Consider the following 14,247-nt stretch of genomic DNA (forward strand, 5'->3'; position numbering starts at 1 on the left):
CGATCGCTTTCAGAGCGCCCACCCACCATCCCTGGCTGCAGGACCACTCGCGTTGGAGACTGCGAGCGCAATACACGAAGTCAAATTCGTACAACGAAAACGCACGATCGCTCAGTAGAACAACCTACAGCATCAGGCATTCCCTCCGCGCGGTTTCGCGGCCGCGGAGTGTCCCCGCCCGGCCTGAAGGACGGCGCCGGCCGGTTCGGGCGGAGGCCGGGAGGGGCACCGAAGCTCCCCCGCCCGGTGTCGGACGCACCGACCGCACCGGCACTCCGGCGTCACCGCGCACCCGCGCCGAACTGCGCCGACACAGGCCAACCGGCCTCTGCTCGCCGGCCGCCGGGCGGTTGCCGGGGGCCGCGTGCGGGCCCGGTCCGGGCCCCGCGCGCCGCGCTTTCTCCGGTGCGGCGACCGCGGGATCCGCGAGCTAAACCCCCGCGGGCCCCCCGGGAATGTGTCCTTCGTCTCCGGCGCGCGAGTCGGCATCGAGGGTCTCTAGGGGTTCACGCGGGACCGGCCGATGGCGGGCAACGGCTGTCCCCTCCATCTCCGCGCCCCTTTCGCGCTCTCAGAAGAAGGCCGGGACGTCGGATGGCGGAGCCGGCCGGAGGAACAGCCGCCACGCCCACCACTGGGCCCCGGCGACGAAGGGGACGATCGGCAGGATCACCCACGACATCGCCGCGAGCGTCGCGGCCGGAGCGGTGTTGTCCAGCAGGTGCGGCGCGAAGGAGCCAGTCGTGCCGAGGCTCGCCAGGGTCACGAGCGCCGCAGTGACGGCCGGGTGGCCGAGGCGGCCGAGCCGCCGCACGGCCTCCGCGGCGCGGGGCAGCCGCCGCGCCGTCAGCGCGGCGGCGTGTACGGCGAGCAGCGCTGCGATCACGGCGCCGAGCACCGCACCGGCCCTCGTCGCGGCCGCCCCTTCGGCCCCCGTGAGGTAGCGGGCGAACGCCAGTCCCCACGCCAGCGCCAAGCCCAGGCTCCCGGCGGTGATCAGCGCGTCGCAGGCCCACTGCCGCCGCGGCCCGCCGCTCAAGCGCCGGAACCAGACTCCGGCGTCGCGCAGCAGCCAGGCGACGAGCAGGGCGACCACGATCGGATGGAGCCCGGTCAGGACGTCGCCCTCGACCTGCGGATACACCCCGAACAACAACCCGACCAGCGCCACCAGCCAGACTTCGCCGGCCAGCATGAGCGGGCCGAGCGCGGTCACCGTCCGGGCCCGCTCTCCCGGACTGCGGCCCAGCACGGGGTGGAGGACGCCGAGCCCGATCACGGCACCCTCCAGGACGAAGTAGCCGCAGAAGACGGCCGCGACCAGGACGAGCCAGAGGATGCTCATCGGTCTCCTTCCGAGGGCTCCGCAAGCGGCGCGGGAGACGGAGCGGGCATTTCCGCGCCGGCGGCGGGCGCCCCGAGGACGACATCCGCCGGCCCGCGCGCCGCGGACCGCGCGATGAGCACGTGGTCGGTGACCGTCAGCAGCCCGACCACAATCGTGAACGCGGTGAGTGAGAGCGCCAGGGTTTCGGCGGGGACGGGGCTCACGGCGTCCGCCACGGTCAGCTCGCCGTAGACCATCCAAGGCTGGCGCCCCAGCTCACGAACCACCCAGCCCAGAACCGAGGCCGCATACGGCAGGGGGATGAGGGCCACCAGCAGGGGGTGCAGCCAACGGGCGCGTGCGAGCCTGTCGCGGACCAGCATGGGCAGTAGGACCAGGACGGCGAAGGCTGTCAGCAGGTCGCCGATGAGCAGCATGCCGTTCATGGTCGGCTCCACCGGCGGTCCGGTGAACTTGTCCGGCTGTGTCTCTTCCACATAGCCGGGAGCCAGGTGCCCGGTGGCGAAGGTCGTCAGCCCGGCCGCGGCGGCGGAGACGACCCCGATGCGCAGGGAGCGTAGGAACAGGTCGCGATCGCGGGTCCGCCGGAAGAGGTGATAGGCGCTGATCCCGGTGACGCCGAAGCCGACGGTCATGAACCCGGCGCCGACCACGTGCGGCAGCGACGTCAGGAAGTGGGGGTTGGTGAGCAGGGCGCTGAAATCGGTCAGCACCAGCCTGCCGTCCTCCTCGCGCGATCCCACGGGGTTCTGCAGGTAGGAGTTGGCCGCCATGATCCAGAACGCGGAGATGTAGGCGGTCAGGGCCACCAGCCAGATGAGGGCGAGATGGATCCGCTTGGGCAGGATGTGCCAGCCGAAGATCCACAGTCCGAGGAACGTCGACTCGAGGAAGAACGCCCCCATGGTCTCCATCGCCAAGGGGGCGCCGAAGACGTCGCCGGCGTAGTGCGAGAGGCCCTTCCAGCTCAGCCCGAACTGGAACTCCATCACCAGTCCGCTGAGAATGCCCAGCGCGTAGTTGATCAGGTAGATCTGCCCCCAGAAGCGCGTCATCCTCTCGTGGACACCGCGCCCGGAGACCGTGTGCATCGTCTGCATGATCGCAACGAGGGGTGCGAGCCCCAGCGTCAGGACCACGAACATGAAGTGCAGGCTCGAAGTCACGGCGAACTGCAGGCGTGCGAGGTCCAGCGCCTCCACCACAACCTCCCCCTTCGGCTCGGACCGGATCGCGTGACGCCTCCGGCGGGCGGTGCTGCGCGTCGCGGCGGATCGTCCGGACCCCGCCGGCGGTACCGGCGTCCGGTGCGACGCGATCACCCCTCCAAACGCGCATGCGTTGTGACGAAGGACCACCGGCTTACGCGATGCGGAACGCCTTCACACGTACACCGACCGGTTCATTGCAGCCCACTGCGACCGAGCCGCACCAGCGTCGAAGGTCGCGACCGCGACCGACACAGGTGGGGCGGCGCGGGCGGAGCATGCCACTTTCGTAGGGTCCGCTTCCGCAGGAGCGGGCCGTGCGCGTGTCGGCGCATACTGTGGTGCTGTGCTCGGCCACGGCTCCGCCTCGGCGCGCGACCGCCTCTTCGACGCGGCGGCCGTCGCGCTGGCTTTCGCCCTGGGTCTGGGGATGACATGGCAGCGGCTGGCCGCCGGAGAGCCCTCCGGGTTCGCCTGGTCCGCCCTCCTGGCCCTGCTCTGCACGAGTCTGCTTCTGCGCCGCACGGCACCCCTCGTGCTCGCGTGGCTCACCGCCGCGGCGGCGGCGGCGACCGTCGCGGCGAACCTGGCGATTCCGGACCTGGCCACCGCCAGCGCCGACGCGGTGACGCTGTATCCGCCGACGGCTCCGTTCGCCGCCTACGCCGCGTTGGCCTACAGCGGCAACAGGGCGGCTTCGTGGACTCCCGTCGTACTTCTGGCGGTGCTGTCGGCCGTCGCCCTGGACCCGTGGCAGGTGGAGGGCGCCGGTGCACGCACGCTGGCCTTCGTCGTGACCGCCGCGGTCCTGGGCATGTACGTCGCCGCCCGCCGCACCGTGGAGTCGGCGCTGGCCGGACGGGCGGAGCGCGCGGAGCGCGAACAGCAGCTGCTCGCTGCGCAGGCGCGCGCCGACGAGCGCTCGCGGATCGCCGCGGAGATGCACGACGTGGTGACCCACCGGGTGAGCCTGATGGTGCTCCAGGCCGGAGCGCTGCGCGTCTCCTGTGAGGACGAGCAGACCCGGGAGGCCGCCGAGGAGCTGCGCTCGACCGGCTACCGGGCATTGGAGGAGCTGCGCGATCTCTCGGGGATCCTGCCCGGCGGAGAGGACGGCGCCGGCCCCCAAAGGGCCCAGGCGGCGGTCGACCTGCCGTCTCTCTCCGCGGAGTCGGGGAGCGTCGGCGTACCCGTCGACCTCTCCGAGCAGGGCGACCCCGACGGCCTCTCCCCGATCGTGGCCCGCACAGCCCAACGCATCGTCCAAGAGGCGCTGACCAACGCCCGGAAGCACGCTCCCGGTACGCGGGTCCGCGTCCACGCGGACTACAGTGCCCAGGGAGTGCGGCTGGCCGTCAGCAACACCGCTCCGACCCGCTCTCCTGATCCCGTGCTTGTCGAGAGCGGGTCCGGCTCGGGGCTCAGCGGGCTGCGGTGGCGGGTGGAGCTGATGGGCGGAGCCCTGGAGGCCGGCGCCACCTCCGCCGGGGGTTTCCGCATCGACGCGCGGCTGCCGGCCTACGTCCCGACCCCGGCCGCAGAGGAGGGCCGCCTGTGAGTCGGGAGGGAACCGGAATCGGCGTCCTCGTCGTCGACGACGACGCCATGGTGTGCCGGCACCTGCGCACGATCTTGGGCTCGGCCCCCGACATCGAGGTGCGCGGCGAGGCCTACGACGGCGCGGCCGCCCTTGAGGCGGTATTGCGGCACCGCCCCGATCTCGTGCTCATGGATCTGCGCATGCCGGGCGTCGACGGTCTCACCGCGATCGAGCAGATAAGCCGCATGCAGTCGCCTCCGGTGGTGGTCGCGCTCACCACGTTCGACCGGGACGAGTACGTGATGCGGGCCCTTCGGTCCGGTGCGACGGGTTTCCTGCTGAAGTCGACTCCGCCGGAGGACCTCCTCGATCTCGTGCGCGTCGCCGCGGACGGCCACACGGTCATGTCGCCCGCCGCCACCCGCCGCCTGCTGGCGTCGGCCGAGGACCGGCGCAACGAGCGCGAGAGCGAGAGCGAGCTGGTCGCCCGGCTTACCGAGCGCGAGCACCAGGTGCTGGGCTGCCTGGGCGAAGGGTTGTCCAACACGCGGATCGCCCGGCGTCTGCACCTGAGCGAGGCGACAGTGAAGGGCTACGTCTCGCGGCTGCTGGTGAAACTGGACTGCGGCAACCGCACGCAGATGGGCCTGCTCGCCGCACGCAGCGGTGTCCCGGGGCCGGAGCCGCGGCGGTAGGGGCCACGGGCGCCGGCGCACGGACCGTGGGGCGGCCCGTCCGCGACGAGGTCTGCCCGCCCGGTTGCGCATGCGTCGGCGGCCTTCGAGACTGGGCGGGCGGCGGCCGCGGGCGTTCCGTGCCGCGTGCGAATGCGGCGCGGAGACGTCGCCCGGGATCCCGCCGGACCCGGGCGGCGGCGGACCGGCGGATGGGATGTGGGAACCGATGGTCCCGGCGCGGCGCGCGTTAGCCGGAGCGGTGCTGCTCGACTTCGCCGTCGGGCCGCTGTTTCTGTGGGACGCGTTCAGCCGCGCGCTCTCGGTCGAGCTGAACGTCGCGGGTCCCCAGCTGAGCGCGGCCTATGCGGTCGGGCTGGGCTCCTTCACCGCCGGAGTGCTCGTCGGCGGGCGGGTCGCCGACGCCGTGGCGCCGCGGCGGATCGCCCTGGTCGTCGGTGCGGGTGTGGTTCTCGGCCTGGTCACCGCGGGGTTGGCCGAGTCGCCGGCGGTGCTCGTGCTCGGCTTCGGCGTCATGCTGGGCGGCGCGACGGGACTCGGTTACGCCACCGCGGTGCGAGTGGCCGGGACCGCCGCGACCAAGCGCGGGAGCGCGGTGGCGGTCGTGGTCAGCGCCTACGCCGCCGGCGCCGTCGTGCTGGCTCCGGTCGTCGGCGCCCTGCTGGACGCGGTGGGGCGCACCGGGATGTTCACGGTCCTCGCGGTCCTGCTCGGCGGTCTGACGGCGTGCGCGAGCGTCCTGCTGCCCGGTGCCGCGCAGTCGTCCCGCTCCGCGCCGCCGCGCACCAGGGGCGCGGCGGACGCGCCGGACGCGCCGCGGACTCCGGCGCTGCGCCGCTACCGCCGATCGATCCTCGCGTCGTGGGTGATGTTCTTGCTGGGCAGCGCGCCGGCGTTGGTCGCGTTCGGGCACGCGGGCGGATTCGCTGGGGCGCCGGAGCTCGCGGTGGCGGCGGTGGTGCTGCTCAACGCGGGCAACTTCGCCGGCCGGCTGGCCGCCGGGCCGATCGCCGACCGGATCGGGCACGTCCCGGCCCTGCACGCGACCGCCGCCGTGCTCGTCGGGGCGTGTGTGACGCTGGCCCTGGTCGAGGAGCCGGGCGGCGCCCTCGCGGCACTGCTGGCGCTGGGCGCCCAATACGGCGCCGTCTCGGTTCTCACGCCCATGGCGGTCGCCGACACCGTGCCCGCGGACAGGTTCGGCGCCGCCTACGGCATGGTGTTCAGCGGCTGGGGCGTCGTGGGCCTCGCCGGACCGGTCGGCGCCGCCTGGCTGGCGGCCGGCACCGGTTATCCGGCGGTCGCGGCCGTGCTCGCCGGCGTCGCGGCGCTGTTCTGGGGAGCGGTCGCGTGGGTGTCGGCGACCCGGCGCGCGCCGGCCCGGTAGCCGCGAGCGCCGCCCGGCCCGGGGCCCGCCCCGGCGGCCGGTGCGGCGCCGGGGCGGACCTCTCGGCGGCGGTCGGATCCGATCAGGAACCGGAGCAGTTGAGTCCGCTGGGTGCGGTGGTGGAACCGGAGGCGACGAAGCCGAATGCGACGCTGTCGCCGGCGGCGAGGGCGCCGTTCCACCGGGTGTCGGTGACCGTGATGTCGCCGCTGGTGCCGGAGCTCTCGCCGTTCCAGAGGTTGCTGATGGACTGCCCGGGCGCCAGGGTCATGCCGACGCTCCAGCCGTCGAACGCGCCGGAGGTGCCGTTGGTGACCGTCACCTCACCCTGGTAGCCGCCGGACCAGGTGTTGACCGCCTGGAAGTCGGCGGTGCAGGTGCCGCTCCCTCCGTCGCCCGGGTCTCCCCCGTCGCCGGGATCGCCGCCGTCGCCGGTCAGGTTCGGCGTCTGCCAGTTCCGCCAGGCGGACAGGTCGCCGGACTCGCTGGGCGAGATCCGGAACTCGCCGGGCGCGCTGCCCGAGTCCAGCAGGAACCGCTCGATGCTCTGCCGCATCGGGCCCTTCCATTCCGACCTGGTGGCGCAGTGGGTGCCGTCCTGGACGTCGGAGATGTAGGAGATGTTGTCCTCCGCGCCGAGGGCCCTGTAGACCTCGCGCCCGCCCAGGGCTGCCACGCTTCCGGACGTGGCTCCCAGCCAGTCGACGTGCGGGTTCTCCATGACGAGCAGGCCCCGCGGCGCGACCATGCCCACGATCTCGTGGGTGTCGACGGGCAGGGCGGCCGGGTTGCCGGTGTAGGAGCTGAAGGCGTCGCCCAGCCAGGGCTGCTCCGAGTAGGCGCTGCTCAGCGGCTGGGCGCCGTCCTCCTGGGCGACCGATCGCAATGCGGGGACGCCGGCGGTGCCCGACTCGACGGGCATGGTCAGGTCGATGCGCTGGTCGAAGGCGCCGGCCACGAAGGCGCCCTTGCCGAACCGGGAGCACCCGGTGACACCGGTGCCGTCGGCGCGCAGGATGCTGCCGTCGGACTGCTCGACGACGTCGATGATCCGGCTGATTCCCCAGGACCAGGCCATCAGCAGCCCGGTGCCGCTGGAGGAGCCGTAGACGTCGTAGAACGCGCCCTGCTTGCTGTTGCGCGACGTGCCCTCTTCGCCGACCGCGTAGGGATCGAAGCCGATGACGGCGGCGCCGGAGGACGTGATCGTCTGGGTGTCGGCCCCGAGCCCGCCGAGGACCACGACGGCGGGGAAGGGGCCGGAGCCGCTCGGCAGGTCGACGTCGGCCGAGAAGCTGGTGCTGCGGCCCTGGTCCGTCACGTTCACGGTGATGCCGGAGCCGGAGACGGTGCCGGTGACGCTATCCGGCGGCGCGGGCTTCTGGCCGTAGACGGAGCTCTCCGCCAGCTCCTTGATCTCGGCCCGGCGGCACCGCCATTCGGACGTGGTGCTGATCCGGGTGCCGTCCAGCTTCGTGAAGGGGTCGGGCAGCAGGGCCTCGGACGTCTGCCCCGGGGCGGGTACCGAGCAGTCGGCGCCGTCGTCTTCGTCGGCGAGGACGCCGGCCTGGGGGGTGAGGGTCGCGGCCAGGGTCAGGGCGGTGACGCAGGCCGCGCCCGCCCAGCCCCGCGGCCGGTATCGGCGGGAGCGCATTCGAACCTCCAGTGGATGGCGCGCAGCCGAGCGCGGCGGCCCGGCGGCGCCAGGGGCGCCAGGGGCGCCGGGCCGCGTACTCGCCGGTGCGCACCGGATAGGGGGATGCAGGCCGTTCCGACCCGCCCGCGGCACTGCCGCGAGATCGGCGGTGGGATGTGCGTAGGCGCATGCTGACTCCCGGTCAGGATGGTGTGCGCGACGCGGTCCGGAACCAGGCTTGGGAGCGATCCCATGGTAATGAAATATTCCGGCTGCCTTCCAGAAGTTTCGACAACAGTATTCCGGAATATTTTGGAAAGCATCGTGGCCGCCGAGAAGCCGGTGGCCACGGGACCGCGTCCGAGACGGGCGCACACGATGGGGCTGCCCAGCGGGCGAAAGGCCGTGAAGGAGGCGCCGCCGGGCGTGGAGGCTCCGCGTCGAGCCGTGTGCCGGGAACTCCGACCACGGCGGGTCGCCGCGCCGGGATGCCGCAGGCGGCGGCGCCCGCCTCTGCCGGAGCGGGCGCCGCCGCGCGCGGGGCGGTCAGAGGTTGCGGCCGAACAGGTCCAGCAGCGCGCGCCAGTGGCGCTCGGTCGCCGCTTCGTCGTAGGAGGCGGTGTCGGCCTGGGTGTAGCCGTGCTGGGCGCCCTCGTAGACCTCGGACTCAAAGCGCACACCCGCCGAGGCGAGGGCCCGGTCGAGGCGGTCGACCTGCTCGGGGGGCAACGTGTGGTCCTTGTCGGCGTGGCCGAAGTACAGCTCGGCGGTGATGCGGTCGGCGAGCAGGTGCGGGCCGTCGGGGGTGTCGGGGGCGAGGTTGGCGCCGTGGAAGCCGGCCGCCGCCGCCACCCGGTCAGGGTGGGTCCCGGCCGTGCGCAGCGTCAGGATCGCGCCCAAGCAGTAGCCGACGACGCCCGCCGGCCCGGCGGAAGCCTGGGGGGACTCGGCCAGGCGGTCCAGGTAGGCGCCGGCGTCGCGCTTCACCTGCTCGGGCGTAAGCGACTGCATGATCGGGCTGAGCTGATCGAAGACCTTCGGACGGCTGTCGGAGTCGATGAACTCCGGAAGCTCGACGAGCGGCGAGCGCCCGTGGCGGTAGAAGACGTTGGGGACCAGGACCGTGTACCCTGCCGCGGCCAGGCGGGTCGCCATCCGCTTGAGCTGGGCGCGCAGGCCGAGGACGTCCATGTAGAGCAGGACGCCGGGATGCGTGCCGCCGTCGTCGGGGTGGGCGAGGAAGGCGTCGGCGACGCCGTCCTCGGTGGTGATGTCCACGGCGGTGCCGTACACGGTGGCCATGTGGGCTCCCTGGAATGACGCGGAGACGGGTTTCGGGCGGGCCGGACCGGTCCCCGGCGCACACTCCGGCGCCGACGGAGCGGGGCGCTCGCCGCACGAGCGCGGCCGCCGTCCGCCGCGGATGCGCCGCGGGGCCTCCTCCGGCACCGGCAAGGAGGCTACTCCCGCCGAGGTCGTGCAGAAGTCCGAGGAGCGCCTCTCCCGGCCCCCGCGCGGCGCCGTCGGCCCGCGGCACCATCCCGGCTCGCGCCACGGCAGCGCTGGAGCCGGAGCCGGACCGCCTTCCCGCGTGTGTACCGCCCCGGAACTGAACCGCCCGCGTCAGCCGCCTGTGCGCGGGGTGGAGCTCGTGCCGGCAAGCGTCCGCCGGGGTCGCGGGCCCCGAAAGGGGCGCCTTCTCACGGCTCCCGGGCGGCGGAGCTGTGCACGGCCTTGGTCGCCGCGAGGAGGACGGCGCTGACGAACCACAGGGCTCCGGCCGCGCCGGCGGCTCCGGCGACGGTGGCCGCGGCGGCGGGGATCGCGACCTGGCCGAGGCGGTTGCCCCACAGGCGCAGGGACAGGGCGGTGCCGCGGGTCTCGGGCGGGACGGCGCGCACGACCATGGTCATGGTCAGCGGCTGGCCGAGGCCCAGGAGGAAGCCGCCGAGGGCGAGCGCGGTCCCCATGGCCGCGGTCCCCGAAACCGGCAGCGCCACTGCGCTCAGCGCGGCGGCCGAGCCCAGTGTGCTGCCCATGATGAGCAGGTGGCGGGACCAGCGCTGCACGAGCCGGTCCACCAGCAGGCGCGACAGGATCGACGCGGCCGCGCGGGTCGCCAGGAGGGCGCCGACGACCGCCGGGGTGATCCCGCGCTGGTCGGCGATGAGCGGCAGGTAGGCGGTGAGCAGGTCCACGGCCGCCAGCAGCGCGAGGCTGGTGAACAGGCCGGTGGGCACGCCGGGACGGCGCAGCAGGTCCGCGATCGGCAGCGGCGCGGAGCCTTCGTCCCCGGCCCGGGGCTGGGTCGCCGACCAGAGTCCGAGAACCGCCGGCAGCCCCAGCGCCGCGGTCACCGCCGCCACGATCAAGGCCTGCTGGGTGGCGGACTCCAGGCCGGTGTCGGAGGACGCGTCGGAGAGCAGCAGGCTGCAGAGCAGGGGCCCGACCAGCTGGCCGAGCGCCGCCGACGCCGTGAGCAGGCCGAAGTTGCGGTCGAGCCGGTCCTCCGCCGACCGCTGGGCGACGAGCCGCTGCGCGGCGACCATGAAGGTGAGGTGGCCGAGCCCCAGGACGGCGCTGCCCGCGGCGACGGTGACGAGCCGCTGGGACTGGGCCAGCAGCAGCGGGGCCAGCGCCATCAGCACGATGCCCGCGGCCACGATCCAGGCGGTGCGCCGGAGGCGGTCGCTGAGCCGTCCCAGGGGTACCGCGACGGCCAGCGGAAGGATCGCGAACGCCGCCGTGATCAGGCCGACCGCGAAGGCGTCGGCGCCCAGCGCGACGGAGCGGTAGGAGATCAGCGGACGGCACAGGTTGAGCGTGGTCTGGGACGCGACCACGGTGACCAGCAGCCACCACAGCCAGCGGTCCCGCGCGGCGGCGCCGGGCGCAGCGCTCACGGGCGGTTCCCGGGCGGTGGCAAGGCGGCCATTGGTCCTCCTGAACAGGCACGGCACCGTTAGATCCGGTCATCCTACGGACTACGCACCCGGGCCTCGGCGAGCGCCCCCGATTTCCGCCCCGCCGCGGCCGCCCGGAGGCGGTCTCCCCGACGCGGCGGGTGTACCCCACCGTCGATCTTGTAGCCATCGTCACTGGAAGCGCTTTCCTTCACGATAGCTACAAGATCAACGGGATTCCCCAGGCCTCTACGGCAGGTAGCCGTCGACGGCGGCGGCCACGGCCTTGCGGACGGCAGCGGTGTCCGGGGGCCCGCTCTCGCGGTCGGCGAAGAGCAGGTGCCCGGAGCCGATCAGCGTCGGCCCCAGCGCCTCGACGTCGGCCTCCTCGGCGATGCGGCCCTCCCGCCGCTCGGCCGCGAGGTAGTCGGCGAGCATCGCCGCGGCCTCGGTCAGCAGGGGGACGCCCGCCGGCGTGGTCTCGCGCAGCCGGCCCCGCAGGCCGTCGCGGGAGATCACCAACCCGACGACCGCGACGGCCACCGGATCGAACAGCTCGCTCAGCGCTCCGGCGAGGTTGCCGACGACGGTGCCGGTGCCCGCGGCGCCGCACAGCGCGGCGGCCTGGACGCCGAGCCGCGCGACGCGGTCCCGCACGAGCTCGGCGAGGAACGCGTCGAAGTCGGCGAAGTGCCGGTGCAGGACGCCTTTGGCACAGCCCGCCTCGTCCGTGACTGCGCGGCTGGTCAGCGCGTTCGGCCCGTCCCGCAGCAGGATCCGCTCCGCGGCGCCGAACAGCTGCTCGCGCGCGTCGCGGATGGCCGTCCCGGTCGGCACCGCGCATCACTCCCCGCCTCGCCCTGCCCAACCGATTGCCGAGTGGGCACGTGCCCACTATTGTGGGCGCATGCCCACAATATCCTCGGAACCCACTCCCCCCGAACCCCGGGAGCCCCACCGGGCGCGCGGGATCGCGGAGTCGTTCGGCACGGATCCCGAACGCTACGACCGCGCGCGCCCGCGCTACCCCGACGCCATGGTCCGGGCGATCACCGCCGCCTGCCCCGGCCCCGATGTCCTCGACGCCGGCTGCGGCACCGGCGTCTCGGCCCGCGCGTTCCAGAAGGCCGGCTGCCGCGTCCTCGGTGTCGAGCCCGACGCCCGCATGGCCGGATGGGCGCGGCGGCACGGCACGGAGGCCGAGATCGCGAAGTTCGAGTCCTGGGACCCCGCTGACCGGTCCTTCGACGCCGTCGTCTCGGGTCAGGCCTGGCACTGGGTCGACCCGGACGCGGGCGCCGCGAAGGCGGCCGGGATCCTGCGGCCGGGCGGCCGCCTGGCCGTGTTCTGGAACGCCGCCCGGCCGCCCCTGGCGCTGGCCGAGGCGTTCGACGACGTCTACCGCCGGATCCTGCCCGACTTCCTCGCACGCGCGCAGTGGACGCCGACCGGCGCCGATCCGTACGGGGCGGTGTGCGATCGCGCAGCCGGCGGGATCCGGGACTGCGCGTCGTTCGGCGAGCCGGAGCAGTGGCGGTTCGACTGGGAGCGGACCTACACCCGCGAGGAGTGGCTCGACCAAGTTCCCACCACCGGCGGCCACACCCGGCTGGCGCCCGAGGAACTGGAGCGCGTACTGGAGGGGGTGGGTGCGGCCGTCGACGACTTCGGCGGCGCGTTCACGATGCCCTACACCGCCCTCGTGGTCACCGCGAGCCGGACCGGAGCCGGCTGACGCGCCCGGCTGAGGCGGCCGGCTGACGCGCCCGGAGCGCGGTGGCCCTCCCCCGCGCCCCGTCCCGTCCGGTCGGCACGGCATCCCGGCGGGCGACCGCCTCGGAGCTGCGCGGGGAGGCCCGGCTCGCCGACGTCCGCAGATCAGGGATATCAGTCCGCTGATATCATCGATCGGTGAACGAACGGGACGAGGTGCGCCGGCGGATCCTCGACGCGGCGGCTGAGCTGCTGCAGTCGCGGGGGCGCGACGCGGTGACCACCCGGGCCGTGAGCGCGGCGGCCGGGGTCCAGCCGCCCACCATTTACCGTCTCTTCACCGACATGGCCGGCCTGCTCGACGCCGTGGCCGCCGACGGGTTCGACGCCTACCTGCTGCGCAAGTACGACCTGGCCCTGACCGACGACCCGGTCGAGGACCTGCGCACGGGCTGGGACCTGCACGTCGAGTTCGGCCTGGAGCACCCGGCCCACTACCTGCTGATGTACGTGCAACCGGACCCCGGCCGCCGCTCTCCCGCCGCCGAGCAGGCGTCGGAGCGGCTGCGCATGCTCGTGCGGCGCGTCGCCGAGGCGGGAAGGCTGGCGGTCGGTGTCGAGGCCGGGGCGGCGACCGTGCACGCCGCCGGCAGGGGCGCCGTCCTCCACCTCATCAGTGCCCCGCCCGAGGAGCACGACCGCGGCCTGTCGCGGCGGCTGCGCGAGGCGGCGATCGGCGCCGTCACCGGGGCCGCGCCGCCCGGCCCGCCCGACCACGCCCAACGCGCGGCCGGGCTGAAGGCCGTGCTCGGCGGGGCGGAAGGGCTGTTCACCGCCGGCGAGCGCGCGCTGCTTGGCGAGTTCCTCGACCGCCTCGCCGACGCTCCGCCGGCCGGCTGAGTCGGCTCCCCGCCGCCCGCGCCGCCAGGCGCTCACAGCCCCGAATGCCTGCTCCACCCACTGGGCGACGCCGCACCCGCGGGGACAACGTCGGTTTCGTGGGGACCTGCGCTGATCTAGGCAGTGGCCGCGCAACCGGGTAGTGTCTCTGGCCGCCCCTCGATCAGCAGGGAATCATTCGATGCTCCTGCGAATCCTCCCTAGGCTCCGAGGATAGATGCCGTTCGGCTCCACCGCCCCGAAGGCGGCCGCCGCAGTGCGGCCGCTTCTCTTGCTGGTCTTGGCGCTCTTGCCGGTCGCGGCCGTTCACGGGCTCGGCGGTGCACTGACGCACGGCCATCCCCACTCCGCCGCGAGCCCGTCCGCGGTCGCGTCCCACGCCTATGCCGGCTCCGACCGCGGGGTGCACTCCCTGACGGTGTCGTCCGGACACGGTGTAGGCGCAAGCCGCGCCGACCACGCCGGCCACGGGACTCCCGCCGCCCCCCACCGGCACCAGCACTCCGCACCTCCCCGTGCCGACCCCGGCCTCCGCTCCGGCTCCGGCTGCGTGCGCGCCGAGTCGGCCGAGGACGCCGGGGCGCACTCTCACGCCGACTGCATGGGCGTCGCACCGGCGGTCGGCGCGGTCGCCATGGTCCTGTGGCCGGCTTTCCTACCGGCCGGCCCGCGCGTCCCGGCGGCGTCGGCACCGCAGGCGATCGCAGTACACGGGCGGCGCCGGCGCCGCAGGCGCCTGCGGCGCACCCGACTGCGCCTGGCCGAGCTCTCCGTGCTGCGGATCTAGATGCAATGCCGTGTAGTTAAGGCGTGGCGCGCATGTGTCAAATCGCCTGAAACAAGACGGAGCTCCTGCTAGAACCGTGTCGACCAAGATCACCGTTCAGCAGGAGCTCCGTTGGACACCCAGTCTGCCA

12 protein-coding genes are annotated in these 14,247 nt (G+C 73.9%); 6 read left to right on the plus strand and 6 right to left on the minus strand.

The window, feature by feature from the left end; all coding sequences use genetic code 11:
• Positions 1-571: 571 nt before the first annotated feature.
• The gene (locus RM446_RS23910) at positions 572-1,345 is read right to left on the minus strand and encodes a cytochrome d ubiquinol oxidase subunit II (protein ID WP_311547696.1); all 774 of its coding nucleotides are present in this window, start codon (positions 1,343-1,345) and stop codon (positions 572-574) included.
• The gene (locus RM446_RS23915) at positions 1,342-2,550 is read right to left on the minus strand and encodes a cytochrome ubiquinol oxidase subunit I (protein ID WP_311547697.1); all 1,209 of its coding nucleotides are present in this window, start codon (positions 2,548-2,550) and stop codon (positions 1,342-1,344) included. The genes RM446_RS23910 and RM446_RS23915 overlap by 4 nt, the downstream gene beginning before the upstream one ends.
• 352 nt (positions 2,551-2,902) lie before the next feature.
• Here RM446_RS23915 and RM446_RS23920 point away from each other — a divergent pair, with 352 nt between their 5' ends.
• The 3 genes from RM446_RS23920 to RM446_RS23930 all read left to right on the plus strand — a co-directional run bounded on the left by RM446_RS23920 (position 2,903) and on the right by RM446_RS23930 (position 6,178).
• Positions 2,903-4,114: a sensor histidine kinase gene (locus tag RM446_RS23920; RefSeq protein WP_311547698.1), complete on the plus strand. Its 1,212-nt coding sequence runs from the start codon at positions 2,903-2,905 to the stop codon at positions 4,112-4,114.
• The gene (locus tag RM446_RS23925) at positions 4,111-4,791 is read left to right on the plus strand and encodes a response regulator transcription factor (RefSeq protein WP_311547699.1); all 681 of its coding nucleotides are present in this window, start codon (positions 4,111-4,113) and stop codon (positions 4,789-4,791) included. Before RM446_RS23920 ends, RM446_RS23925 begins: the two co-directional genes overlap by 4 nt.
• Before the next feature lie 196 nt (positions 4,792-4,987).
• Positions 4,988-6,178 carry an MFS transporter gene (locus RM446_RS23930; RefSeq protein ID WP_311547700.1) on the plus strand — a complete coding sequence of 397 codons (1,191 nt, stop codon included), beginning with the start codon at positions 4,988-4,990 and terminating at the stop codon, positions 6,176-6,178.
• Positions 6,179-6,260: 82 nt separating this feature from the next.
• On the opposite strand, the gene RM446_RS23935 is transcribed toward RM446_RS23930, so the two are convergent.
• From RM446_RS23935 to RM446_RS23950, 4 genes are all read right to left on the minus strand, one after another.
• Entirely contained in the window at positions 6,261-7,832 is a 1,572-nt protein-coding gene (locus tag RM446_RS23935; RefSeq protein ID WP_311547701.1) for a glucuronyl esterase domain-containing protein, read from the minus strand.
• 528 nt (positions 7,833-8,360) lie between these two features.
• Entirely contained in the window at positions 8,361-9,116 is a 756-nt protein-coding gene (locus RM446_RS23940; RefSeq protein WP_311547702.1) for a dienelactone hydrolase family protein, read from the minus strand.
• A 398-nt stretch (positions 9,117-9,514) separates the two neighbouring features.
• A complete protein-coding gene (locus RM446_RS23945) occupies positions 9,515-10,717 on the minus strand; it encodes an MFS transporter (RefSeq protein WP_311547703.1) in 1,203 nt (400 codons plus the stop codon).
• A 249-nt stretch (positions 10,718-10,966) separates the two neighbouring features.
• Positions 10,967-11,554 (minus strand): TetR/AcrR family transcriptional regulator, encoded by a 588-nt coding sequence (locus RM446_RS23950; protein ID WP_311547704.1) that lies wholly within the window; start codon positions 11,552-11,554, stop codon positions 10,967-10,969.
• A 70-nt stretch (positions 11,555-11,624) separates the two neighbouring features.
• Between RM446_RS23950 and RM446_RS23955 the strand changes: the two genes are divergently transcribed.
• The 3 genes from RM446_RS23955 to RM446_RS23965 all read left to right on the plus strand — a co-directional run bounded on the left by RM446_RS23955 (position 11,625) and on the right by RM446_RS23965 (position 14,117).
• Positions 11,625-12,452: a class I SAM-dependent methyltransferase gene (locus RM446_RS23955; RefSeq protein WP_311547705.1), complete on the plus strand. Its 828-nt coding sequence runs from the start codon at positions 11,625-11,627 to the stop codon at positions 12,450-12,452.
• Between the two features lie 176 nt (positions 12,453-12,628).
• Entirely contained in the window at positions 12,629-13,330 is a 702-nt protein-coding gene (locus RM446_RS23960) for a TetR/AcrR family transcriptional regulator (protein ID WP_311547706.1), read from the plus strand.
• A 280-nt stretch (positions 13,331-13,610) separates the two neighbouring features.
• The gene (locus RM446_RS23965) at positions 13,611-14,117 is read left to right on the plus strand and encodes a hypothetical protein (protein ID WP_311547707.1); all 507 of its coding nucleotides are present in this window, start codon (positions 13,611-13,613) and stop codon (positions 14,115-14,117) included.
• Positions 14,118-14,247: the final 130 nt, after the last annotated feature.

Source organism: Streptomonospora wellingtoniae (genome assembly GCF_031845375.1).
Taxonomy (GTDB): Bacteria; Actinomycetota; Actinomycetes; order Streptosporangiales; family Streptosporangiaceae; genus Streptomonospora; species Streptomonospora wellingtoniae.

Bases quoted from the DNA above. Each gene is read 5' to 3' on its own strand.
- RM446_RS23940 (WP_311547702.1), bottom strand. From the start codon at position 9,116: ATGGCCACCGTGTACGGCACCGCCGTGGACATCACCACCGAGGACGGC.
- RM446_RS23910 (WP_311547696.1), bottom strand. From the start codon at position 1,345: ATGAGCATCCTCTGGCTCGTCCTGGTCGCGGCCGTCTTCTGCGGCTAC.
- RM446_RS23935 (WP_311547701.1), bottom strand. From the start codon at position 7,832: ATGCGCTCCCGCCGATACCGGCCGCGGGGCTGGGCGGGCGCGGCCTGC.
- RM446_RS23930 (WP_311547700.1), top strand. From the start codon at position 4,988: ATGTGGGAACCGATGGTCCCGGCGCGGCGCGCGTTAGCCGGAGCGGTG.
- RM446_RS23955 (WP_311547705.1), top strand. From the start codon at position 11,625: ATGCCCACAATATCCTCGGAACCCACTCCCCCCGAACCCCGGGAGCCC.